The following is a 22444-nucleotide window of genomic DNA, read 5'->3' on the forward strand; positions in this document are numbered from 1 at the left end:
GCGTCCCAAGCCCCGAGCAAAAAGGCAAGCCTATCCATGCGGAAAACCCTGCTGTTCCCCCTGGGCGCGCTCACCGGAGCGTGTCTGACCCTTCTGGTAGCCAGCCCGCACGGCGGTGTATGGGCAGCACGGGCGGCAGCGGGCGCGGATGACGCCTATTCCCAACTTAACCTGTTCGGCGAAGTGTTCGAGCGGGTGAAGGCGAGCTATGTCGAGAAGCCGGACAATTCCAAGCTGATCGAAGGTGCGATCACCGGCATGGTGACCTCGCTCGATCCGCATTCACGCTACATGAACGACAAGGCCTGGACCGAGATGCAGGAGACCACCTCCGGCGAGTTCGGCGGGCTCGGCATCGAGGTCACGATGGAGGAGGGCCTCGTCAAGGTCGTCTCGCCGATCGACGACACGCCGGCCTCCAAGGCCGGCATCATGTCCGGCGACCTCATCAGCAAGATCGACGGCGAGGCCGTGCAGGGCATGACGCTGGAGCAGGCCGTCAACAAGATGAAAGGCCCGGTCGACACCAAGACCAAGCTCACCATCGTGCGCAAGGGCGCGGACGCCCCGCTCGACGTCGCGATCACGCGCGAGATCATCCACGTGCGCCCCGTCCGCTTCCATGTCGATAACGGCGATATCGGCTACATCCGCGTCACCTCGTTCAACGAGCAGACCACCGACGGCCTGAAGAAGGCGATTGCCTCGATCTCCAAGCAGGTGCCGCCGGAGAAGCTGGTCGGCTACGTGATGGACCTGCGCAACAATCCGGGCGGATTGCTCGACCAGGCCGTGTCGGTGTCGAGCGCGTTCCTGCCGCGCGGTGAGGTCGTCTCGACCCGCGGCCGCAATCCGGAAGAGACCCAGCGCTTCACCGCGCATGGCGGTGACCTCACCAAGGGCAAGCCGCTCGTGATCCTGGTTAATGGCGGCTCGGCTTCGGCCTCGGAGATCGTGGCCGGTGCGCTGCATGACCACAAGCGTGCCACGATCATCGGCACGCGCTCGTTCGGCAAGGGCTCGGTTCAGACCATCATCCCGCTCGGCACCGGCAACGGCGCGCTGGCGCTGACCACGGCGCGCTACTACACGCCATCGGGCCGCTCGATCCAGGCCCAGGGCATCGCGCCCGACATCGAGATCCTCCAGGACGTGCCGCCCGAGTTGAAGGGCCGGATGGACACCATGGCGGAGTCACAGATGCGCGGCCATCTGCAAGCCGCCGACGGCACCGAGCAGACCGGATCGCAATCCTACGTCCCGCCGGAAGAGAAGGACGATAAGGCCCTGCATGCGGCCTACGACTTCCTCCACGGCGTCACCGCCAACGCGGTCGCCGCGAAGCCCGCGCCGAAGGCTGCGGTGCCGAACTAGACTTTACGACCTCCAGACATCGATCGCCCGGGAGTGGACCACCACTCCCGGGCGAATTCGTTTTGGCGGGTGTCGTGTCAGTCGGCGGGGCGGATCGATCGCGAGCTCAGGACATCGGGCTAATGGTAAGCGGCCGGCTCCGGCGACGAGCGCAATCAGTTTAGGTTCATGACCGCAAAGGTCGTACTGCGACGTTCCTCGCAAGCACCGAGCTGACGTGGGAGGCGGTGATCCCGCAGCTCGCAAGCCGCGGGATCACGGCGCGATAGTCATTGCTCCTTCTTCGGGCCCATGTGATGCGGGACTTCGGTCTTCGGTCCGCCGCCGTAATGGTGGGTGCCGCCCGATCCACTGGTCGAGCCGCCGTCGCTCTCTTTCTTGCCCATGTGGTGCGGGACCTCGGTCTTGGGCCCGCCCGAATAGTGGTGGCCGTTCTTCTCGTCGGTCGTGCCCGTCGTGCTCGTCTGCGCCACGGCGGGCAACGCGACGAACGACATGATCGCGGCAGCGACGATCAGCTTGCGGTGACTCATTCTGGTTTCTCCTATTTGAACTTGCCGAGTTGGTGTCAATCAAGTCCCGGTGGCTTGATTGAGTGGCAACCAAACCCGGAGTGTGGTCGCGCAGGTTGAGCAAGATCAAATCGGAACGCGCGCGCTGGCGTGGGCCGTTGCGTGGATCGTCGAGTTTGCAGCGGGCGACGAGAAGCATCGATCTTCTTACAGAAAAAAATTATCCGTAGCGCGAAGTCGCGAGCGGCGCGCCAAGGCCTCGATCGTGCAGCGACGTGGACGAGAGATTGTCGAGGACGACGGGCGGCTCGATTCATTACGCTTTTGAACCACAAAAAGATTTGGCTGGTGCGTGGATCGAGTTTGATGTCCGTCAATCCGGCATCAATGACGCAACCTAGCGTGCCGGCGCGAATGAGCGGCGACGAGGTCGCGATCCGAAAGGCCGACCGCAAGAATGGAGAACGCGCCGTTGACTGACGAGACTATTCACGACTCCGGCCGGCCTCTGCAAGTTGCGCTTCTCTTGCGCCGCCGTCTCTGGGAGACGATCACGATCAGATCGGTGCTGGCCAAGCCGCGGCGCGATGTCCGGCTGGATCTGTTTCGCGGCTTGGCGAACTGGCTGATCTTCCTCGGACACATTCCGAATTCGGCGCTGGTCTGGTTCACGACGCGCAATTACGGCTTCAGCGACGGCGCCGATCTGTTCGTGCTCATCTCCGGCTACACCGCGACGTTCGTGTTCGGCACCATGATGATGGAGCGTGGCTTCGTCATCGGGGCAACCCGGCTGCTGCGACGGGTATGGCAGCTCTATGTCGCCCACCTGCTGCTGTTCTTCGTCTATCTCACCGCCGTGCATGTCCTCGCGCATAGGTTCGACGACCTTCATTTGATGGATCAGTTCAACGTCGCGCCGCTGATGGACTTTCCCGTCGAGACGCTCTCGCAAGGCCTGGTCCTCAAGTTCAAGCCGCTCAATCTTGACGTCCTGCCGCTCTACATCGTGCTGATGGCCGCGTTTCCTGCCGTGCTCTGGTTCGTGCTGCGATGGCGCAACGCGGTGATGGTCGGCTCGCTTGGCCTTTATCTGGCCGCCCGCCATTACGGCTGGAACTTGCCCGCCTATCCCTCCGGTGTCTGGTATTTCAATCCGTTCGCCTGGCAACTGCTGTTCGTATTCGGAGCCTGGCTCGCCTTGGGAGGGGCGACGGCAAGCCGCTGGCTGCTGTCGTCCCGCACGCTCCTTGTCATGAGCTGTGGCTTTCTGCTCTTCGCGCTCGTGATGACGCTGGCCGAACGAATTCCCGGTCTCAGGGATTACATTCCCGAGGCACTCGCCGCCATCTTCATACCGAACGACAAGACCAATCTCAGCCCCTATCGGGTCATCCATCTGGCGAGCCTGGTGCTCATCGTCGTCTCGCTCGTTCCGATCGACTGGCCGGGACTGGAGTCGCCTTTGCTGCGGCCGTTGATTCGATGCGGCCAGCAATCCCTGCCGGTGTTCTGCGTTGGTCTCTTCCTTTCGTTCATCGCGCACTTCCTGCTTGATTTTGGGTCGGAGGGAATTCCGGCTCAGCTCCTCGTTGGCGCCGCTGGCCTCTGGATCATGACGGGCGTCGCCTACTACCGGACCTGGTCGAAAGGCGTGGACAGAAGCCAATCGTCCGGGCAGGGCAGGGAGGCGGGCGAATGATAACGTCCGAGTTCATCTTCACCGGGGACGTGCAGGGCGTCATCCTGCACGGCCTGCACTGGACCGCATCGACCATCGAGCTGCTTGGCGTGATGGTGATCGTGTGCGGTGTGGTTGCCGCAACGGTCTGGTCGCTGAAGGAGATACAGCACGGTGCGCTCACCGACGCATTTCGTTCCTACCGTGCCAATCTTGGTCGCGGCATTCTGCTTGGCCTCGAATTCCTGATCGCCGCCGACATCATCGGAATGGTCGCGATCGTGCCGTCGTTCGACCGGCTCGGCATCCTGGCATTGATCATCGTGATCCGCACCTTCCTGAGCTTCTCGCTCCAGATCGAGATCGAGGGGCGATGGCCGTGGCGAAGGCATGACGGGGAGGCGAGCGATGCAGCGCGCAGCGGACTTTGACACCTCCGTGCGTAAGAGTTGCCGGCGCTTCGCGTCTATATGGCCTGACCCGCCCCACGCTGTCCTCATCGTCCCTCTCGATGAGCAGATGACCACCCGAATCAAACCCTGGAGACTGACCATGAACTGTTCGAGAAAATTCGCCGTGTACGCAGCCGCCTTTGCCGTCCTCGCCCTGGGGCCGGTTGGGCTGTCGTCCGCAATCGCCGCCGGTCTTACCCGGACCGCGATGATGGATGACGACAAGATGTCGAAGATGCCGCCTCCGTCGGATTCCAGCGACAAGACGAACATGAGCCAGCCGCAGAACATGAGCGGCGGCCGGATGAACGACGACAAGATGAAGATGCCGCAGCAAGGCCAGGACAATTCCGGCATGACGCAGATGATGCCGATGATGCAAATGATGGAGAAGATGATGCGCGGCCAGATGAGTTCGTCCGGCAGCAGCGGCGCGATGAGCGGCCCGGTGGACGTAACGGAGCGGATCGAGGGGCGGATCGCGTTTCTGAAGGCCGAGCTGCAGATCAGCGACAAGCAAGCCGCCGACTGGAACAGTGTCGCAGACGCCTTGCGTTCGAGCCGGCAGCACCTGCTGGAAGCGCGCAAGATGCTCGCAATGGACGACAGGATGGGAAGCGCCGACCGTCTGGAGCACTACGAGCGGCATTTGTCCGAACGTCTGGAGGCCATCAAATCGGCTCGCCTGGCCTTGACCCGGCTCTACGCGTCGCTGAACGAAAGCCAGAAGCAGACCGCGGATACGATCCTGCTGCCGCTGATTGCCTCGTTCTGATCGCCGAGGCGAGAGCGAGATCATGTCAGGTCTGCCCTGTCGACGTCGATCCGGACTGGCTGCGCTGGTCATCCTGGCGAGCCAGCTCGCCGCCAATGCCGCGCTTGCATCGGACTTGGGCCTCGGCAGCGCGCATCCGACAGGGCAGTCCGTTCAACGTTGGGAGCTGGCGCAGGCGGAGGATGACCACGCCGCGCATCATCCCGCAGCGTCCGGCGCCACCGGCGATGCGGTGCCGTCCGGTGGCACCGCGCCGGGAATGATGGGCGGCATGGACGGCATGATGGGCCGGCCGCGCAAGGAGTTCTATCCGGCATTGATGGACATGCCGGCGCTGTCCGCGGAGCAGCGGAGCAAGCTGGCGGTCCAGGCGCGCGAGCGGATCAGTGCGGAGGCCGATGATCTGGCGCGTGCCGAAATGGATCTGCGGCACGCCATCGCCGGAGGCGATATCGCCGCGGCGGATCAGGCGTCGCGACGGCTTCGCGAGTCCCTGAATGCCGTGCAGAGCGGCGTGGTCGCGCTGCTTTCGCTGCACGAGGGCAAGCCGCCGCAGCAGATCGCGCAGGCGTGGTTCAGGTCGCAGATGAACCTGCTGCCTCAGCGAGGCGCGATGGATGCAGACGACGGCACGCCGGGAATCTCCTGGTTTCACGTCACGACCATGGCGCTGCTGGTGCTGTTCTCGCTGGGGATGCTTGCGGTTTACGTCGCGCGCATGCGCCGGGCGAATGCGCTGGTCGACCGGCTGACGCGCGTGGCGGCCGTTCCTGCTGCTGCCGCGCCCGTTCCATCCGCGACGGCCGTCGTCTCGCCGGACGAGAAGGCCGTGGCGAGGCCTGCGCAACAGACAAATCGCGATGCCGCGCGGGTCGAACCGGGTCGCTCCTGGAAGGGCAAACTGAGGATCTGCGCGATCTATCAGGAGACGCCGAACGTAAAGACCTTCCGCCTGCAAGCACCTGGCGGCGGCGCGATTCCGTTTGCGTTCCTGCCCGGTCAGTTCCTGACCTACGCCATCGAGATCGACGGAAAGACCGTCAGGCGCTCCTACACGATCGCCTCGTCCGCCGCCCAGACCGCCTATGTCGAGACCACGATCAAGCGCGAGGACGGCGGACTTCTGTCCGACTACATGCATGGCCACCTGAAGGAGGGAGACCTCGTCGAGGTAGCCGGCCCCTCCGGCGCCTTTACGTTCACGGGCGCGGAAGCCGACAGCGTGGTCCTGATCGGCGGCGGGGTCGGCATCACGCCCCTGATGGCGGCGATCCGCTATCTCTCGGACATCGCATGGCCCGGCCAGATCTACCTCGTCTATGGCGCGCAGACGACCGAACAATTCATCTTCCGGGACGAGCTGGAATATCTCCAGCGCAGGATGAATAATCTGCATGTCGCGGCGACGATGATGCGGGCCGCAGGCACCTCGTGGATGGGAAGCGAGGGGCAGATCACGGCCGAGTTCCTGACTCAGGCCGTACCGGATCTTGCGAAACGGCGCGTGCATCTGTGCGGTCCGCCCGGAATGATGGAGGCGCTCCGGAAGACGCTGGTCGGCCTCGGTGTGCCGCGCGAGCAGATCAAGACGGAGGCCTTCGGACCGGCGCGCGGCGCCGTTCCGCCTCCCAGCAAGGTCGCCGCCGAAGCTCCGATGGCGCAAGGTGAGGCCGGCAATCGAGGAGCCGCGTCAGTCGGTCCGGCAACGGCCACGATCCGCTTTGCGAGATCGGGCAAGGTGGCGGCGCTGCCTCCGGACAAGAGTGTTCTGGAGGTGGCCGAGGGCGCCGGCGTGTCGATCGACTATTCCTGCCGGGCCGGAGTCTGTGGCGTCTGCAAGACGCATCTGCTGCAAGGCAACGTCACGATGGAGGTCCAGGACGCCCTGACCGAAGACGACAAGGCGAACGGTCTCATCCTGGCCTGCCAGGCCAAATCGGTCGGGGACCTGGTCGTCGAGGCCTGACATGATGGACGCAAGAGCGCGCCTGATCGCCGACGTCGTTCTGGCGGCCCTGTTGCTGCTGGTGCCCGCTTTCCTGCTTCACTCCGACAGCCGGTTTGCAGGAAGCCTCGCCGGCTTTGCCCTCGGGGCCGGTGCAGCCGTGCTGATGCTCCTCCTTCTCGTCTATCCCCTGACGAAACACAGCGCGGGGCTGAAGGCCCTGGTCACGCGATGTGTGTCGATGCCGACGCTCCTGTCGTTTCACGCCTATGCCGGCATCGTCGCCGCGTTCTTCGCGCTCCTGCATACCGGGCACAAGTTTCAGAGCCCGCTCGGGATCGCTCTGGTGACGAGCATGCTGATCGTCGTCGTCACCGGATTTGTCGGGCGCTACTACCTGCCGCAAACCGCGTCGGAGCTCCGCCAGCAGCAGTCGCATCTGACGACGTTGAGGTCGGCCTATGAGCACACCGCAGCGGCCATGTCGTCGGCCGATCGGGAGGAGCGTGATGGATCCGGCATGCGCGCATTAGCGTTCCAGAAGGTGCCGCTGCTGCAGCTCGTTGATGGCATTTCCGATCTCGAAGCAGCGATCGGATCAAGTGAGGCGGTCAAGACGATCTTCATGCAGTGGATTGGGCTGCATGTCCTTGCCGCGATCGTCATGTACGCGCTGCTCGCGGTGCATGTGGCGGCCGAGATTTATTACGGATTGCGGTGGCTCGCGTGACGATCAGGGGCGTGCTCTACGTCGTGGTCGCGACGCTGGCGGTCGCAAGCGCTATGGTCGCATCGATCGCCCTGTATCGGGGCAGCCCTGGGATCATCCCGGGCTGGACGAGGCTCGTCAGTCCCGGACCGCTGTCCGCGAAGCACGCATTTCTGTCGGAGACATGCGAGAGCTGTCATACGCCGGTCAAAGGTATCGATGCGGCGGCCTGCGTCTCCTGCCATGCGCCGTCCGCCGCCGATCTCGCCAAGCAGTCGACAGCATTTCATGCCGTGGCGGGCGGTCAATGTTCCGGCTGCCATCGCGAGCACGCGGGCGACTTGCGGCCGATCAGGATGAACCATGCGTCGCTGCGGCAAGTCGCGATGCCTGCTTCCGGCAAGACGGTGTTTGACCAGGCCGCAGTCGATCAAATGACAGCAGACCTGAGGGAGTTTCTCGGCCTGCCAAAGTCGGAGCAGCGGGAGAAGGCGGTGCTCGGCTGCGCAGGCTGCCACAGCAACCGGGAGCCACACCGCGAATTGTTTGGACGAGACTGCGCGGATTGCCATGGACTCGCGTCCTGGAAAATCGCAGGCTTCCTGCATCCCTCGCCAACCTCAAAGGACTGCGCCCAATGTCATCAGGCGCCGCCGAGCCACTATATGGGGCACTTCATCATGATGGACCGGATGATCGCGGGGCAGGAGCACGCATCGGTTGACCAATGCTTTCTGTGCCACAGAACCGACTCGTTCAACGACATCAAAGGCGTCGGCTGGATGAAGCATCATTGACCGAGGCGACGCAGACAGGTTGCTTTCATTACAGGGATAGCGAAAAATATTTCATGAGCCTCGCCGCCGGAACTCGATAGCTTTGCAGGGCGTAGAATTCCGCGGGACGAATGTGGCGCAGCGTCTGTCCTGTCTTGCCGACTCGACATGCGTCGTTTTCTGTTGGCCGTGCCTGCAACCAGAGCTATATGTTCCCGGTCGGGACAGCAGGTGCAGGGATGATTGGCTTGCGAAAGCCGAGGCGAAGATGGTGGGGATGGCTTGTCGCCATCGCTTACCTGCTCGCGTCGATGACGCCGTCCCTCGCGATCTCGATCTCCCTCGACGTAGCCACGCAGTGCGAGCATCAGGGCGATCAGCCCGGAGATGTGCATGAGCACGATGACGCTGCCGGATCGGCAGCGCATTCGCATGACGTTGCGATGGCCGGGGATTGCGACGACGACCAGGACCGGCCCGGCGACCGGCATGCGACCTGCTGCGGCTCGGTGCTTTGCTTCAGTGCCGTGTGGCCGCAAGCTCCCGCCATTGCGGATCACGTCGTGCCGCGCTCGCGCTGCGAGGCGCAGCCTGACGTAATCGGCGACGAAGGCATGTTCCGTCGCCACTACCGCCCCCCCATCGTCTGAGATAGCTCCCGAAAACCGGGCTGCGTCGCTCCAGGTGCGAGCGCGGATCGTCTCGTCTGCGAGGGGCTCTTTGCCATCCGGATGACGGCGATGCGCGCCAGGACCTGATACGCGGCGGAGTGACAGCGCCGGCCTCGGTGTTGCTCGCACGCGCTGCGCGCCGGGCGGAACGACGCCGAAACAGCGATCACCGGTTTGCGGAGAGCGAGGTCGCCACGCGAGCGCCGCTGTCGCGGCGATCGCTCGCGACCCTGTTCGGATGGCTGTTGCACCGGCTGATGGCAGCCGTGCCGTCGCGTTCCCGATCCAACGAAGCGATCTACTGATTGTCATGCAAGGACGATGCGTCATGAAACCGTCGAACGAGAATCTGCCGGTGCTGACGGCCGGCTCCCTGGACGCGCAGGAGGCGGTCGTTCGCGCTGCCCTCGTTGGCAGTTACGGCCGCCTGCGCAATTATCTGCAACGCCGCTTTGGCGGCCAGGCGGAAGCTGAGGAGGTGCTCCAGGCATTCATGTTGCGCGCGCTGGAGCGGTCTGGCGATATTCGCGATTCCGACTCTGTTCGAGGCTGGCTGAGCAGGGTTCTGGCCACGACCATCGCCGACTTTCACCGGCAGGCATCAAAGAGCAGGACGCGGGAGATGCCGTTCCCGCATGAGCTCAATGATCGTCTTGCCGCCGACCAGGATGCCGCAGCGAATGCCGCGGTCTGCGAGTGTCTTCATACCCATCTGTCTCTGCTGAAGCCGGAACACGCCGAAGTCATCAGGAGGGTTGATCTCGCCGGCGAGCCGCGGGAGCAGGTTGCCGCCGCCCTGGGCGTCACCGTGAACAACCTGACCGTTCGGCTTCATCGTGCACGACACGCCCTGAAGGAGCGCCTCGAGCAGACCTGCGTCGTATGTCTCGAGGAAAGCTTCTGGGAATGCCGCTGCGGCGACAACCGGGGTCCGACCTAACCGGCCTCGCGCCGGCGGCTCTCGCTGCCTTCGCGTTGGGCGAGCCGGCTGCGATGCAGCGCGAACAGCTCCAGCATCTTGTCGGCAGGCTTGGCGGCGCTGAACAGATAGCCTTGCATCTCGGAGCAGCCGAGCGCGCGGAGCAGCCGCTGCTGCTCCTCCGTCTCGACGCCCTCGGCCGTGGTGGTCATCCGGCGGGCGGCCGCCAGGTTGACGACGGCCTGGACGATGCTGGCGGAGCCGTCGGGGCCGGCGATGTCGTCGACGAAGCAGCGGTCGATCTTGATCTTGTCGAACGGGAAGCGGTGCAGATAGCTCAGCGAGGAATAGCCGGTGCCGAAATCGTCGAGCGCGATACGCACGCCGATGGCGCGGAGCTGGTGCAGGATCGCGAGCGCCGTGTCATCGTCGCGGATCAGCACCGCCTCGGTGATCTCGAGCTCGAGCCGGCTCGCCGGCAGATTGGAAGCGGCGAGCGCTGCCATGATCTTCAGCGCCAGCGTACTGCTCTTGAACTGCACCGGCGAGACGTTGACGGCGAGGCGGATGTCGTCGGGCCAGCCGGCCGCATCTCGGCAGGCGGTCGCCAGCACCCATTCGCCGATCTCGTTGATGAGGCCGGTGTCTTCGGCGATCGGGATGAATTCGGCCGGTGAAACCATGCCGCGCTCGGGATGGCGCCAGCGCACCAGCGCCTCGCAGCCGGTGATGCGGTCGTCCTTCAGGCCGAGGCACGGCTGGTAGTAGACCTCTAGCCCACCTTGGGCGATGGCGTGGCGCAGGTCGATCTCGAGCTGCCGCCGCTCGCGGACCTTGGCATCCATCTCAGGCTCGAAGAAGCGGTAGGTGCGGCGTCCCGCGGATTTGGCGGCGTACATCGCGAGGTCTGCGTTCTTCAGGATCTGGTCCAGCGCCATGCCGTGTCCCGGCGCCAGCGCAATGCCGATGCTGGCGTCGCTGGTGAGATGATGGCCCATGCAGTCGAAGGGGGTGCGGATGGCCTGGAAGACCCTGGCGACGAGATCGCTGACCTGATCCGGCGACGTCACTGCGCTCTGCACGATGGCGAATTCGTCGCCGCCGAGCCGCGTCACGAAATCCGTCGGGCCGGCGCAGCGGCTGAGGCTCGTTGCGACTGATTTCAGCAGTTCGTCGCCGACGAGATGGCCGAGCGCGTCGTTGACGCTCTTGAACTCGTCGATATCGATATAGTGCACCGCGACCTCTTCGCCATCGGCGATGGCGGCCAGCTCCTGCCGCAGATGCTCGTGGAACATGGCGCGGTTGGGCAGATCGGTCAGCGCGTCGTAATGGGCAAGATGGATGATGCGCTCCTCGATGCGCCGGCGTTCGGTAATGTCCTCATGCGTCGCCACCCAGCCGCCGTCCGCGAGCGGTTCGTTGAGGACCTGGATCGAGCGGCCGTCCGCGGTGTCCACCACCATGGAATTGCGCACATGAATGTCGCGTAGCACGCGCTCGACATATTGATCGACGTCGCCGGTGAACGAGCCGGTCGTCTTGCGATGGGCGATGATGTCGTGGAAGCTGCAGCCCGGCGTCACCACGGCGGCCGACAGGCCGTACATGTCGATGTAGCGCTGGTTGCACACCACGAGCCGCCGGTCCGCGTCGAACAGCAGCAAGCCCTGGGTCATGTTGTTGACGGCGCGGTCGAGACGTTGCTTCTCCAGCGTCAGCCGTTCCCTGGAGAGGCGGTGCTGCTCCAGCAGCTTGCGCACGATCGCGATCAGCACGCCGGCGATGGCGAGCGCGGAAGAGGCGGCGACCGAGATCAGGATTCCGATCTGCTCACGCCAGTCCGTCAGGGCCGCCGCGCGTGTCGTGGTGGCCATCATCAGGATGGGGAAGTGGGGCAGGGCGTGCGAGGCGATCAGGCGGTCCTCGCCGTCGACCGGACTCATGAAGCGTCCGGCGAAGTGATCGAGCCCGAAGACCCGCTGGTACTCGAAGGGGCCAGTCTTGAAATTCCGCCCCATCAGCTCGCTGGAATGGGGATAACGGGCGAGCAGCGTGCCGTCGCGATGCAACATCGAGATCGTCGCACCTTCGCCGAGCACCACGGATTCGAAGAACTTCTCGAAATTGGCCGGTTCGATGCCGCGACCGACCACGCCCATGAACTCGCCGTTCGGGCCCACGATCTTGCGGACGATCAGGATGGTCCAGGCGCCGGAAATGCGACTGTGCAGCGGCTCGATCAGGACATCGGGCGAATAGGGGTCGTATTTGAAGGTGCGGAAATATGCGCGATCGGCAACGTTCACCTTGGGGGCCGGCCACGCCGTCGACGAATTGATCACATTGGCGTCGGCATCGATGATGTTGACGCCGCCGATGTAAGGCAGCGCCTCGATCTTCGAGCGCAGCATCCGGTGGATATCCTGGCCGGAGAGGCGTTTGCGATAGTCATCCGCGCTGGAAATGCCGATCGCGCGGACGTGGTCGACGAAATCCTTCTGGATGACCGCGAAATCCTGCAATTGCTGATCGAAATGATGGGCCAGCATCAGCACGGTGTTTTCCAGCTCGCGGCCGGAATTGCGCAGGGCGCGTTCGCGGAAATTCTGCGCCATCAGCGTCGCGCCGACGGCGATCGCGGCGATCAGCAGCGTGCCGCCCACGACCAGCCAGCGGATCGGTCCGCTGCGCACGAAGACCTGGTCGAATAGGCGACTGCCGTATTTCGTCATCATGTCGATTGTTGCCGCGCACACGCCAGGATCAATTCTTGATCCTCAAGACATCCGTTGGTTTACGGGAACGGTATGGAGGCGAAGTTAGGAAGCGCGGTTAACGCGACATGAATCGTCACACACAAATGCGATCGATGCGCGGCGTATGGGGTTCTAGGCGCGGTAATGGCCCGACTTGCCGCCGAGCTTCTCGACCAGGTGGATGCCCTCGATGCGCACGCCGCGCTCGACCGCCTTGATCATGTCGTAGATGGTGAGGCAGGCGACCGACACCGCCGTGAGCGCTTCCATCTCGACGCCGGTCGGACCTGTCACCTTGACGCTGGCGCGGACGAGGCAGCCCGGCAGCTTGGCATCGGGCTCGATGTCGACGGTGACCTTGGACAGTGCGAGCGGATGGCAGAGCGGGATTAGCTCCGAGGTACGCTTGGCGGCCATGATGCCGGCGATGCGCGCGGTGCCGAGCACGTCGCCCTTCTTGGCGTTGCCCGAGACGATCAGATCGAGCGTCGCCTTGGTCATGACGACACGGCCTTCGGCAACCGCGAGCCGCTCGGTCGCGGGCTTGGCCGAGACGTCCACCATCCGCGCCTCGCCGGAGGCGCCGATATGGGTGAGGGCAGGGCCGGCCTTGGTCTTCGATGGCTTGGTCGTGGAAGCCTTGCGCGCCATGTCAGCGCGTGCCCATCGCGCGCGCGCCGGTCTCGCGCGCGAGCAGCGTGCGCGTGGCGGCGGTGACGTCGGCCTGCCGCATCAGGCTCTCGCCGACCAGGAAGGTCGACATGCCGACGCGCTCGAGCCGGGCGAGATCGGCGGGCGTGAAGATGCCGCTTTCACCGACCATCAGCCGGTCCTTGGGGATCAGCGGCGCCAGCGTTTCGCTGGTCGCGAGCGTGGTCTCGAAGGTGCGCAAATTGCGATTGTTGACGCCGATCATCGGCGAACGCAGCTTCAGCGCCCGGTCGAGCTCGGCGCGGTCGTGGATCTCGATCAGCACGTCCATGCCGTAGGCGAGGGCGGCGTCTTCGAGGTCCTTCGCGGTGGCGTCGTCGAGCGCGGCCATGATGATCAGGATGCAGTCGGCGCCATGCGCGCGCGCTTCCGCCACCTGATAGGTGTCGAACATGAAATCCTTGCGCAGTACCGGCAGCGAGGTTGCCGCGCGCGCGGCCACCATGAAGTCGAGATGGCCCTGGAACGAGGGCGTGTCCGTGAGCACCGAGAGGCAGGCGGCGCCGCCGGCCTCATAGGCCTTGGCAAGAAGCGGCGGGTCGAAATCCGCGCGGATCAACCCCTTGGACGGCGATGCCTTCTTGACCTCGGCGATCAGCGCGTAATCGCCGTTGGCATGCTTGGCCGTGATCGCGCGCACGAATCCTCGCGCGGCGGGTTGCGCCTTGGCTTTCGCCTCCACCGCCGACAGCGGCTGCGCGCGCTTGGCGGCGGCGATCTCCTCGCGCTTGTACGCCTCGATCTTGGTCAGGATGTCCGACATGTCAGGCTCAGCCGTTCGAGACCGCGATCAAATGTTTCAGCCGCGCGTTCGCCGCGCCGCTGTCGAGCGATTTGGCGCCGATCGCGACTCCCTCCTTGAGGTCCTTGGCACGTCCGGCCACGACCAGCGCGGCGGCGGCGTTCATCAACGCCACATCGCGGTAGGGACTCGGCTTGCCGTTGAGCACGCTTTGCAGCGCGATCGCATTGGCATCGGCGTCGCCGCCCTTAAGCGCACCGGTCTCGCAGCGCGAGAGCCCGGCTTCCTCCGGCGTCACCTCGAAATTCCGGATCTCGCCATTGTGGAGCGCGGACACGAAGGTCGGGCCGGTGAGGGTGATCTCGTCGAGACCGTCGGAGCCATGCACGACCCAGGCGGATTCGGAGCCAAGGTTCTTGAGCACCTGCGCCAGCGGCTGCACCCATTGCCTCGAGAACACGCCGACCATCTGCCGCTTCACGCCGGCCGGGTTGGAAAGGGGCCCGAGCAGGTTGAAGATCGTGCGGGTCGCCAGCTCGACCCGGGTCGGGCCGACGTTCTTCATGGCGGGATGGTGGGCGGGAGCGAACATGAAGCCGATGCCGCATTCGCGCACGCAGCGGCCGACCTGCTCCGGCTTGAGGTCGATCTTCACCCCGAGCGAAGCCAGCACGTCGGCAGCCCCCGAGCGCGACGACAGCGCGCGGTTGCCGTGCTTGGCCACCGGCACGCCGGCACCCGCGACGATGAAGGAGGCGCAGGTCGAGACGTTGACCGAGCCGGAGCCGTCACCGCCGGTGCCGACGATGTCGACGGCGTCAGGAGGCGCCGTCACGGTCAGCATCTTGGAGCGCATCGCCGAGACCGCGCCGGTGATCTCGTCCACGGTCTCGCCACGCACCCGCAGCGCCATCAAGAGGCCGCCCATCTGCGATGGCGTGGCTTCGCCCGACATCATGGCGTCGAAGGCGGAAGCAGCTTCCTCACGCGACAGGCTGGCGCCGGTCGCCACTTTTCCAATGATCGATTTCAGGTCGTCCATCGCGTGCTTTCAACTCACTGGTTCGCGCCGGTCACCTGCGCGAAGGCGGCCTGATTAATGGTGGTCCCGATGTCGGTTTCAAGCTTGTTGACGTAGGCGGCGACCTGCTCCTCGGTCTGGGCACGGTCGAGGCTGTCCTTCAGCTTCTTGACTGCGTCGGAGGCGGCATCGACCGCGGGGGCGACGATGTCGGTGACGCGGAACACGATCACCTCGCTGCCGCCGCTCACGGGCGTCTGTCCGACGCCGTCCTTGGCGGCGCGGAACGCGGCCGCCACGACGGTGCCGGGCACGCCGGCGGGCGAGTCGTCGCGCTTGAAGCCGGACGCGGTCTCGACCTTGGCGCCGAGCGCTGCCGCCTCGTCCGCGAGCTTGCCGCCCGCTTCGAGCTTCTGCACCATCTCGGTCGCCTTGGCCTTCAGCTTGGTCGCGATCTGGTCCTGGCGCCAGCGCGCCTCCACCTGGTCGCGGACCTCGTCGAGATTGCGGTCGCGCGACGGCGTGATCGCAATCACGTCGTACCAGACATAACCGCCCTTGAACGAGATCGCGTCGTTGTCGACGCCGACATCGGTGTTGAAGGCCTGCGACACCACGTCGAGGCCCTGCGGGATGTTGGCCACCGGCTGTCCGTTCGGGGCGCGGCCGGAGCGGTCGACGGCGTCGATGGTCACGGCGGTGAGGCCGAGCTTTTGCGCCGCGTCGATCACGCTGGAGCCGCCGCCGCGCTCGTCCTCCATCTTGTCGCGGAGGTCGGCGACCTTGACGCGCGCGCGCTCAGTCGCGATCTCGCGCTTGATGTCGCCGGCGAGCTTCGCGTAGTCGGCCTCATTGCCCGGCTCGATCTTGTCGACCTTGACGATGGAGGTGCCGAGGGCGCCCTGGATCGGCTGGCTGATCTCACCTGCGGGCAGCGCGAAGGCCGCATTCCCGACCGCGGGGTCGAGCGCCGACTTGGTCACCAGTCCAAGGTCAACGTCGGAAGCGCTCAGCCCGCGCTCCTTGCCGAGATCCTCGAACGACATTCCGCCGGCGAGGCGCTCGCGTGCAGTCTTCGCCTCAGCCTCATTGGGAAACACGATCTGGTGGACCTGGCGCTTCTCCGGCGTGCCGAGCCGGTCCTTGCGCTGCTCGAACAGCTTCTTCGCGTCCTCGTCGGACACGTCGCTCCATTTGCCGATCTCTTCCGGCGAGATCACGACGAAGGAGATCTTGCGATATTCGGGCGCGCGGAACTGGACCTTGTGATCCTCGAAATAGGCGGCGAGCGCTTCGGGCGAGGGCGCATCGATGGTGCCTGCCTGCGCGGCGTCGAGCCTGACGAATTCGATGGAGCGCTGCTCGTTCTGGAAGCGCGTCAGCACGTCGATCATGGCCTTCGGCGGCTCGAGGCCGGCCCCGATCGTGCCGGTGATCTGCCGGCGCAGCGACACCTTGCGCTGCTCGGCGACGTAGCGCTGCTCGGTGTAGCCGAAATTGCGGATCACGGCCTGGAAGCGGTTCGCATCGAAGTTGCCGCCGACACCCTTGAAGTTGGGGTCGTTCATGATGACCTGGCGGATCTGCTCGTCGGACTGGCCAAGCCCGAGCCGGCGCGCCTCTTCGTCCAGGGCGGCTTCCGCGATGGTCTGCTGCAGCACCTGGCGGTCGAGGCCGAAGGCACGGGCCTGGTCTGGCGTCAGCGGCCGGCCGAACTGGCGGCTGATCTGCTGCAGGCGGTCGGTGTAGATCTGCCGGAACTCGTTCAGCGAAATCTCGGTGCGGCCGATCTTGGCCACCGTGGACTGGCCAAAGCCCTTGAAGATGTCGGCGATGCCCCAAATGCCGAAACTGACAATCAACACGCCCATCACCACGGCCATAATGGTCTTGCCGAGCCAGTTTGATGAGGCCTTGCGCATTCCTCGAAGCATTTGGTCCAACTTGTTTGGTCAGGAGGGGAACGGGAGCGCGTCTTAATGCAGATTCCGCAAAAGCGCGTCACCAAATTGATAGATCATCATAAAGTGGCGGCTTTCCACCCGCAACCTCAGGTCATGCGACGGCGAGAAGCTGCGGTTAAAAGCCTCTGGTCTCTGGAACTGCGACAGGTCCTCTGCTAGCGCATGAACAAACCTCATATCGCTGGAAATTGACATGACCGACGCCATTCGACCGCTGATCGCCGGGAACTGGAAAATGAACGGCCTGAAGGCCCAATCTGCCGAATTCGACGCCATGCTCAATGGCGCGGCAGATGTGGTCGCCAAGGCCGACCTGTTGGTCTGCCCGCCGGCGACCCTGGTTGCCGCCTTCGCCGAGAAGGCGCGGGGCAAGAAAGTTGCGGTGGGGGCGCAGGACTGCCATCCGAAGACCTCCGGTGCCCATACCGGCGATATCGCCGCCGAAATGCTGGCGGATGCGGGCGCGACCGCCATCATTGTCGGCCATTCCGAGCGCCGCGCCGACCATGGCGAGGGCGATGCCCTGATCCGTCAGAAGGCCGAAGCGGCCTGGCGGGCGGGGCTGACGGCGATCGTCTGCATCGGCGAGACCCAAGGCCAGCGTGACGCCGGCAAGACCCTGGACATCCTGCGCGGCCAGCTCGATGGCTCGCTCCCCGATGGCTCGACCGCCGCCAATCTGATCGTGGCCTATGAGCCGGTCTGGGCGATCGGCACGGGCCTGACCCCCACGGCCCAGGATGTCGAGCAGATTCATGGGTTTATCCGGGAACTCCTGACCTCGCGGTTCAAGGCCGAGGGCGCGAAGATGCGGATCCTCTACGGCGGCTCGGTCAAGCCCTCGAACGCGGCCGAGCTGATGGCGGTGAAAAACGTCAACGGCGCTCTGGTCGGCGGCGCCAGCCTGAAGGCGGCCGATTTCCTTGCGATCGCGAAGGGCTGCCCCTAGCTAATCCAAAGCTTTGGTTCAGGGCCGATCGGGGGTGGCAATACCCCCTCCGATCGTGTAACACCGCGCAACTTCAGGAAAACCCCGCGAAGCGCGATCGGCCGCCGTCAGGCGCCGCCCGCTTGTGACGGAAGGACACTATGCAGACCGTTGTCATCGTCATCCACCTCATGATCGTCGCCGTCATGATCGGCGCCGTCCTGCTTCAGAAGTCGGAAGGCGGCGGCCTCGGCATGGGCGGCGGCGCGGGCTTCATGTCGAGCCGCGGCACCGCGAACCTCCTGACGCGGACCACCGCGATCCTGGCTGCGGGCTTCTTCCTCACCAGCATGTTCCTGTCCTGGCACGCGGGCTACAGCCGCGCGCCGTCGTCGATCATCGGCACGCCGGCATCGCAGGGCCAGCCGGCGGGCGGATCGCCGCTCGCACCCCCGACCTCGGGCGGCATCCTGGATACGCTCAAGAAGGCCGACGAACAGCAGCAGGCGCCGGCTCCGACCGGCCCGCAGGTGCCGCGTTCGCAATAAAGCAGGGGGGCCATGCAGGGCGGTGGCTACCGTCCTGCATCAGAAATCCCCATCAAGGCACTGTCACCACTCTTAGTTTCGGCTCACCCACAGGCCCGCAAAATCTTTGGGGCGGAAGACGAATCGCTTTGGCGAATCGAATTCGAGGGATTAGAGGTTAAGTCCCATGGCGCGGTACATATTCATCACCGGCGGCGTGGTTTCTTCGCTCGGCAAGGGTCTGGCTTCAGCGGCACTGGGTGCCCTGTTGCAAGCCCGGGGCTACAAGGTCCGCCTCCGCAAGCTCGACCCCTATCTCAACCTCGATCCCGGGACGATGTCGCCGTATCAGCACGGCGAAGTGTTCGTGACCGATGACGGCGCGGAGACCGATCTCGATCTCGGTCACTACGAGCGCTTCACCGGCCGGCCGGCGACCAAGGCCGACAACATCACGACGGGGCGCATCTACCAGGACATCATCACCAAGGAGCGCCGCGGCGACTATCTCGGCGCGACCATCCAGGTGGTTCCGCACGTCACCAACGCCATCAAGGAATTCGTCCTCTCCGGCAACGATGACTACGACTTCGTGCTGGTCGAGATCGGCGGCACCGTCGGCGATATCGAGGGCCTGCCGTTCTTCGAGGCGATCCGCCAGCTCAAGAACGAGTTGCCGCGCGATCACGCCGTCTACATCCATCTCACGCTGCTGCCCTACATCCCGAGCGCCGGCGAATTGAAGACCAAGCCGACGCAGCACTCCGTAAAGGAGCTGCGCTCGATCGGCATCCAGCCGGACATCCTGCTCTGCCGTACCGATCGCGAGATCCCGAAGGAGGAGCGGCGCAAGCTGGGGCTGTTCTGCAACGTGCGCGAAAGCGCCGTGATCGAGGCGCGCGACGTCGACAACATCTATGCCGTCCCCGAGGCCTACCACAATGCGGGCCTCGACGACGAAGTGCTCGCCGCCTTCGGCATCGGCTCTCGGATTCCGCCGGTACTGCAGAGCTGGCAGCAGATCAACGAGCGCATCCGCAACCCCGAAGGCAACGTCACCATCGCCATCGTCGGCAAATACACCGGCATGAAGGATGCGTATAAGTCGCTGATCGAGGCGCTCTCGCATGGCGGCATCGCCAACAAGGTGAAGGTCAATCTCGACTGGATCGAGAGCGAGATCTTCGAGAAGGAGGATCCGGCGCCGTTCCTCGAGCACGTCAACGGCATCCTGGTGCCCGGCGGATTCGGCCAGCGCGGCGCGGAGGGCAAGATCAAGGCGGCGCAGTTCGCGCGCGAGCGCGACGTGCCTTATTTCGGCATCTGCTTCGGCATGCAGATGGCGGTGATCGAGGCCGCGCGAAACCTCGTCGGCATCGAGGACGCCAACTCCACCGAATTCGGCCCGACCAAGGAGCCCCTGGTCGGCCTGATGACGGAGTGGCTGCGCGGCAACGAGCTCGAGAAGCGCACGCAGGCCGGCGATCTCGGCGGCACGATGCGGCTCGGCGCCTATCCCGCCGCGCTCAATCGCGGCAGCCGCGTTTCGCAGGTCTATGGCGGCGCGACCGAGATTTCCGAGCGTCACCGCCACCGCTACGAGGTCAACACCGCCTACAAGGACCGCCTCGAGCAGCACGGCCTGAAATTCTCAGGCCTCTCGCCCGACGGCGTGCTGCCTGAAATCGTCGAGTACGAGGATCACCCCTGGTTCATCGGCGTCCAGTTCCACCCCGAGCTGAAGTCACGGCCGTTCGAGCCGCATCCGCTGTTCGCCTCGTTCATTCAGGCGGCGATGGTGCAGAGCCGGCTGGTCTGATGGTTCAGCGCGCGGCGGAGTAGTCGCGCGCGTGATGCATCGGCGCGAGCGCGACCCGCGCCGATGGTTCAGGCGCCAGTGTTCCCGCAATCAGCTTCATCTGCGGCCGCCGCGTCAGCCGGTAGACGGCGGCGGGCGGCACGTTCAGCAAAGCGCGGTCCACGAGCTTCGCGCGCAGGCCCAGCCGGTCGAGCACGGGCCGCGGCACCGGGCAGCTCATGCCATAGGTGAACTGGTAGAAGGCGCCACCTGGGCGCATATAGCTGAACGCGCCGCTGAGGATCGAGATGACCTTGCGCCTCGACATATTGAGCAGCGGCAGGCCGCTCACGACCGCGCCGACGGGTGCGCCGTCGTAAAGGCGCTCGGTCGCAAGCCGCGCTGCGTCCATCCACAGCACGCGCGATCCGGGAAAGCGCATCTGCAGGAGCTTCATGAAGTCGGAGCCGTATTCGATCAGCGTGAGGTCCTGCGGCCGGACGCCGCGCTTGAGCAGCTTGTAGGTGAACGCGCCGGTGCCGGGCCCGAGCTCGAGAATCGGTCCCGTCGTTGCACTGATCTCGCGCGTGATGAGATCGGCGAGCGCGGCACCCGATGGTGCGATCGCGCCGACCCGACGCGGGGACGACATCCAGGACAGGAAGAACGAAAGAAAATCGTTGGGCATGCGCACTCCGGCATCTTGATTTGCACCTCAATGGAGGTGCGGCGCATGCAGTGTCGCGAGAGCGCATTGCGACAGCATTGCGCTGTCGGACGCGAATACCAATTGAATCAGCTCTGCCGCATCGGCGGCAGCGTGATCCGGAAACAGGCGCCGCCGTCGGGCCCGTCCGCCACCGAGACGTGGCCGCCATGGAGCTGCACGATCTCGCGCACCATGTTGAGGCCGAGGCCGGCACCGCGATCAAGCGGCGTCAGCCGGTAGAACGGCTCAAAAATCTGCTCGCGCTGATCAGTGGGGATACCGGCGCCTTCATCGGTGACCTCGATGCTCGCAGGCTTGCTGACGCGAATCCCGATCGTGCCGCGGCGCGGGCCATGCTGGATCGCATTCTGCACGAGGTTGGTGAGCGCGCGCTCCAGCGCCGCCGCATCGCCGATGGTTTCGACCGGTGTCGCCGGCGCATCGAGGGCCAGCTCGTAGCCGGCGGCGATCGCCAGCGGCGCGAGGTCGGCGGCGACGCTTTGCGCAACGGCGGCGAGATTGACGCGCGTGAACGGATGGCCGCAGCGGTCGAGCCGCTGGATATCGAGCAATTGTTCGGCAAGCGTCGCCAGCCGCGCCGCATCCTCCAGCAGGCGGGTCTTGTCCGGCCCCGGGGCCAATGACTCCAGCCGCGTGTTCAGGATCGCGATCGGCGTGCGCAGCTCGTGCGCGGCATCCGCGACGAAGCGCTTGTGGCGGGCATAGCCCTGGTCGAGCCGCGCCAGCGCGTCGTTGATCGCGGTCACCAGCGGCACGACCTCCAGCGGAATCCGCTCCACCGGCAGCCGCGCGCCGCGTTGATGGATGTCGATGCGCCGCGCCTCGTCCGCTGCGGTATCGAGCCCCCTGAAGGCGCGCTGCACGATCATCGGCGTCGCAATGAAAGTCGCCGTTCCCATCAGCAGCAGGCCGGGCAGGGCGATGCCGAGGAATGCAAGCGATGTCGTGAACAGCGCCTTGGCGCCGGTCAGACGTCCTTGTGTCGCCGTGATGACCTGCACATTGCCCGCATCGGTGTCGACCCGCTTCAGCCGCGCCGCCGGCTTGCGCGGATCGTCCTCGAACATCTGCCAGCCGAGCCGCGCCTGGCTGATCTGGTCGAGGCCGTTGCCGATCGCGGCGAATTCGGCCGGCACAGTGCCTTCGCTGAGCGAATGTCCCTGCTTGTCGCGGACCAGGAACCAGAGGTCCGGCGTCTCGCTGCGCAACTGTTGCAGCTCGGCCGTCGGCCGCAAGGCCAGTCCACCTTGCGCCTCGCGCGTGAGCGCGCGCTGGACGACATCGATGACGCGGTCCTCGTCGCGCCCGGCCAGCACGAAGCCGGAGGCGCAAAGCCCCGCGAGGACGACGGCAACCAGCGCGACCAGGATCGCGGCCTGAAGCGAGAGCAGGCGCCAGCTCAGGCGCGAGCGCAGGCAATAGGGATCGTCGTGTTTGCTCATGTTAGCTT

Annotated in this window: 21 protein-coding genes; 13 read left to right on the forward strand and 8 right to left on the reverse strand. The window is 65.1% G+C overall.

The genetic code is table 11. From position 1 onward, the window contains the following. Positions 1-36: 36 nt before the first annotated feature. Entirely contained in the window at positions 37-1374 is a 1338-nt protein-coding gene (locus JQ635_RS17280; RefSeq protein ID WP_211411043.1) for a S41 family peptidase, read from the forward strand. 269 nt (positions 1375-1643) lie between these two features. Here JQ635_RS17280 and JQ635_RS17285 read toward each other — a convergent pair whose 3' ends face one another. Further along, positions 1644-1907 carry a hypothetical protein gene (locus JQ635_RS17285; RefSeq protein WP_211411044.1) on the reverse strand — a complete coding sequence of 88 codons (264 nt, stop codon included), beginning with the start codon at positions 1905-1907 and terminating at the stop codon, positions 1644-1646. 58 nt (positions 1908-1965) lie between these two features. Between JQ635_RS17285 and JQ635_RS17290 the strand changes: the two genes are divergently transcribed. The 9 genes from JQ635_RS17290 (at position 1966) to JQ635_RS17330 (ending at position 9835) form a co-directional block, all read left to right on the forward strand. After that, positions 1966-2214 (forward strand): hypothetical protein, encoded by a 249-nt coding sequence (locus JQ635_RS17290; protein ID WP_211411045.1) that lies wholly within the window; start codon positions 1966-1968, stop codon positions 2212-2214. Positions 2215-2358: 144 nt separating this feature from the next. Then, positions 2359-3588, forward strand: coding sequence for an OpgC domain-containing protein (locus JQ635_RS17295; RefSeq protein WP_246583603.1), 1230 nt, complete (start codon positions 2359-2361; stop codon positions 3586-3588). Then, positions 3585-3998 (forward strand): DUF1622 domain-containing protein, encoded by a 414-nt coding sequence (locus JQ635_RS17300; protein WP_211411047.1) that lies wholly within the window; start codon positions 3585-3587, stop codon positions 3996-3998. The genes JQ635_RS17295 and JQ635_RS17300 overlap by 4 nt, the downstream gene beginning before the upstream one ends. Then, complete coding sequence (locus JQ635_RS17305; protein ID WP_211411048.1) at positions 3976-4794, forward strand: Spy/CpxP family protein refolding chaperone; 819 nt, start codon at positions 3976-3978, stop codon at positions 4792-4794. The genes JQ635_RS17300 and JQ635_RS17305 overlap by 23 nt, the downstream gene beginning before the upstream one ends. 22 nt (positions 4795-4816) lie before the next feature. Beyond that, positions 4817-6760 carry a 2Fe-2S iron-sulfur cluster-binding protein gene (locus JQ635_RS17310; protein ID WP_211411049.1) on the forward strand — a complete coding sequence of 648 codons (1944 nt, stop codon included), beginning with the start codon at positions 4817-4819 and terminating at the stop codon, positions 6758-6760. Between the two features lies 1 nt (position 6761). Further along, the gene (locus tag JQ635_RS17315) at positions 6762-7469 is read left to right on the forward strand and encodes an iron reductase (RefSeq protein WP_211411050.1); all 708 of its coding nucleotides are present in this window, start codon (positions 6762-6764) and stop codon (positions 7467-7469) included. Further along, positions 7466-8245 (forward strand): cytochrome c3 family protein, encoded by a 780-nt coding sequence (locus JQ635_RS17320; RefSeq protein WP_211411051.1) that lies wholly within the window; start codon positions 7466-7468, stop codon positions 8243-8245. Before JQ635_RS17315 ends, JQ635_RS17320 begins: the two co-directional genes overlap by 4 nt. Positions 8246-8472: 227 nt before the next feature. Next, a complete protein-coding gene (locus tag JQ635_RS17325) occupies positions 8473-8874 on the forward strand; it encodes a hypothetical protein (protein ID WP_211411052.1) in 402 nt (133 codons plus the stop codon). Positions 8875-9223: 349 nt separating this feature from the next. Next, complete coding sequence (locus JQ635_RS17330) at positions 9224-9835, forward strand: RNA polymerase sigma factor (RefSeq protein ID WP_211411053.1); 612 nt, start codon at positions 9224-9226, stop codon at positions 9833-9835. Here JQ635_RS17330 and JQ635_RS17335 read toward each other — a convergent pair. From JQ635_RS17335 to JQ635_RS17355, 5 genes are all read right to left on the reverse strand, one after another. Beyond that, on the reverse strand, positions 9832-12552 hold the full coding sequence (locus JQ635_RS17335) for a bifunctional diguanylate cyclase/phosphodiesterase (protein ID WP_211411204.1): 2721 nt from the start codon (positions 12550-12552) through the stop codon (positions 9832-9834). The genes JQ635_RS17330 and JQ635_RS17335 overlap by 4 nt on opposite strands. A 153-nt stretch (positions 12553-12705) precedes the next feature. Next, positions 12706-13224, reverse strand: a complete 519-nt coding sequence (moaC, locus tag JQ635_RS17340; protein WP_211411054.1) for a cyclic pyranopterin monophosphate synthase MoaC — start codon at positions 13222-13224, stop codon at positions 12706-12708. 1 nt (position 13225) lies between these two features. Next, positions 13226-14047 carry an indole-3-glycerol phosphate synthase TrpC gene (trpC, locus tag JQ635_RS17345; protein WP_211411055.1) on the reverse strand — a complete coding sequence of 274 codons (822 nt, stop codon included), beginning with the start codon at positions 14045-14047 and terminating at the stop codon, positions 13226-13228. A gap of 7 nt (positions 14048-14054) precedes the next feature. Further along, a complete protein-coding gene (trpD, locus tag JQ635_RS17350; protein ID WP_211411056.1) occupies positions 14055-15068 on the reverse strand; it encodes an anthranilate phosphoribosyltransferase in 1014 nt (337 codons plus the stop codon). A 14-nt stretch (positions 15069-15082) separates the two neighbouring features. Beyond that, entirely contained in the window at positions 15083-16981 is a 1899-nt protein-coding gene (locus JQ635_RS17355) for a SurA N-terminal domain-containing protein (protein ID WP_211411057.1), read from the reverse strand. Between the two features lie 223 nt (positions 16982-17204). Here JQ635_RS17355 and tpiA point away from each other — a divergent pair, with 223 nt between their 5' ends. The 3 genes from tpiA to JQ635_RS17370 all read left to right on the forward strand — a co-directional run bounded on the left by tpiA (position 17205) and on the right by JQ635_RS17370 (position 20285). Next, positions 17205-17960 (forward strand): triose-phosphate isomerase, encoded by a 756-nt coding sequence (gene tpiA, locus JQ635_RS17360; protein ID WP_211411058.1) that lies wholly within the window; start codon positions 17205-17207, stop codon positions 17958-17960. 140 nt (positions 17961-18100) lie between these two features. Then, positions 18101-18487: a preprotein translocase subunit SecG gene (gene secG, locus JQ635_RS17365; protein WP_211411059.1), complete on the forward strand. Its 387-nt coding sequence runs from the start codon at positions 18101-18103 to the stop codon at positions 18485-18487. A gap of 166 nt (positions 18488-18653) precedes the next feature. Further along, positions 18654-20285, forward strand: coding sequence for a CTP synthase (locus JQ635_RS17370; protein ID WP_211411060.1), 1632 nt, complete (start codon positions 18654-18656; stop codon positions 20283-20285). Positions 20286-20289: 4 nt separating this feature from the next. Here JQ635_RS17370 and JQ635_RS17375 read toward each other — a convergent pair whose 3' ends face one another. Together JQ635_RS17375 and JQ635_RS17380 are read right to left on the reverse strand one after the other, a co-directional pair. Beyond that, positions 20290-20952, reverse strand: a complete 663-nt coding sequence (locus JQ635_RS17375; RefSeq protein ID WP_211411061.1) for a class I SAM-dependent methyltransferase — start codon at positions 20950-20952, stop codon at positions 20290-20292. Between the two features lie 107 nt (positions 20953-21059). Further along, positions 21060-22436, reverse strand: coding sequence for a sensor histidine kinase (locus tag JQ635_RS17380; protein WP_211411062.1), 1377 nt, complete (start codon positions 22434-22436; stop codon positions 21060-21062). Positions 22437-22444 lie beyond the last annotated feature (8 nt).

This window comes from Bradyrhizobium iriomotense (genome assembly GCF_018130765.1).
GTDB lineage: Bacteria > Pseudomonadota > Alphaproteobacteria > Rhizobiales > Xanthobacteraceae > Bradyrhizobium > Bradyrhizobium iriomotense_A.

Coding starts and splice junctions, on each gene's coding strand:
- JQ635_RS17335 (WP_211411204.1), bottom strand. CDS start 12,552: ATGATGACGAAATACGGCAGTCGCCTATTCGACCAGGTCTTCGTGCGC.
- secG (WP_211411059.1), top strand. CDS start 18,101: ATGCAGACCGTTGTCATCGTCATCCACCTCATGATCGTCGCCGTCATG.
- JQ635_RS17315 (WP_211411050.1), top strand. CDS start 6,762: ATGATGGACGCAAGAGCGCGCCTGATCGCCGACGTCGTTCTGGCGGCC.
- tpiA (WP_211411058.1), top strand. CDS start 17,205: ATGACCGACGCCATTCGACCGCTGATCGCCGGGAACTGGAAAATGAAC.
- JQ635_RS17305 (WP_211411048.1), top strand. CDS start 3,976: ATGCAGCGCGCAGCGGACTTTGACACCTCCGTGCGTAAGAGTTGCCGG.
- JQ635_RS17355 (WP_211411057.1), bottom strand. CDS start 16,981: ATGCTTCGAGGAATGCGCAAGGCCTCATCAAACTGGCTCGGCAAGACC.
- trpD (WP_211411056.1), bottom strand. CDS start 15,068: ATGGACGACCTGAAATCGATCATTGGAAAAGTGGCGACCGGCGCCAGC.
- trpC (WP_211411055.1), bottom strand. CDS start 14,047: ATGTCGGACATCCTGACCAAGATCGAGGCGTACAAGCGCGAGGAGATC.
- JQ635_RS17300 (WP_211411047.1), top strand. CDS start 3,585: ATGATAACGTCCGAGTTCATCTTCACCGGGGACGTGCAGGGCGTCATC.
- JQ635_RS17370 (WP_211411060.1), top strand. CDS start 18,654: ATGGCGCGGTACATATTCATCACCGGCGGCGTGGTTTCTTCGCTCGGC.
- moaC (WP_211411054.1), bottom strand. CDS start 13,224: ATGGCGCGCAAGGCTTCCACGACCAAGCCATCGAAGACCAAGGCCGGC.
- JQ635_RS17285 (WP_211411044.1), bottom strand. CDS start 1,907: ATGAGTCACCGCAAGCTGATCGTCGCTGCCGCGATCATGTCGTTCGTC.
- JQ635_RS17330 (WP_211411053.1), top strand. CDS start 9,224: ATGAAACCGTCGAACGAGAATCTGCCGGTGCTGACGGCCGGCTCCCTG.
- JQ635_RS17310 (WP_211411049.1), top strand. CDS start 4,817: ATGTCAGGTCTGCCCTGTCGACGTCGATCCGGACTGGCTGCGCTGGTC.
- JQ635_RS17280 (WP_211411043.1), top strand. CDS start 37: ATGCGGAAAACCCTGCTGTTCCCCCTGGGCGCGCTCACCGGAGCGTGT.
- JQ635_RS17380 (WP_211411062.1), bottom strand. CDS start 22,436: ATGAGCAAACACGACGATCCCTATTGCCTGCGCTCGCGCCTGAGCTGG.
- JQ635_RS17375 (WP_211411061.1), bottom strand. CDS start 20,952: ATGCCCAACGATTTTCTTTCGTTCTTCCTGTCCTGGATGTCGTCCCCG.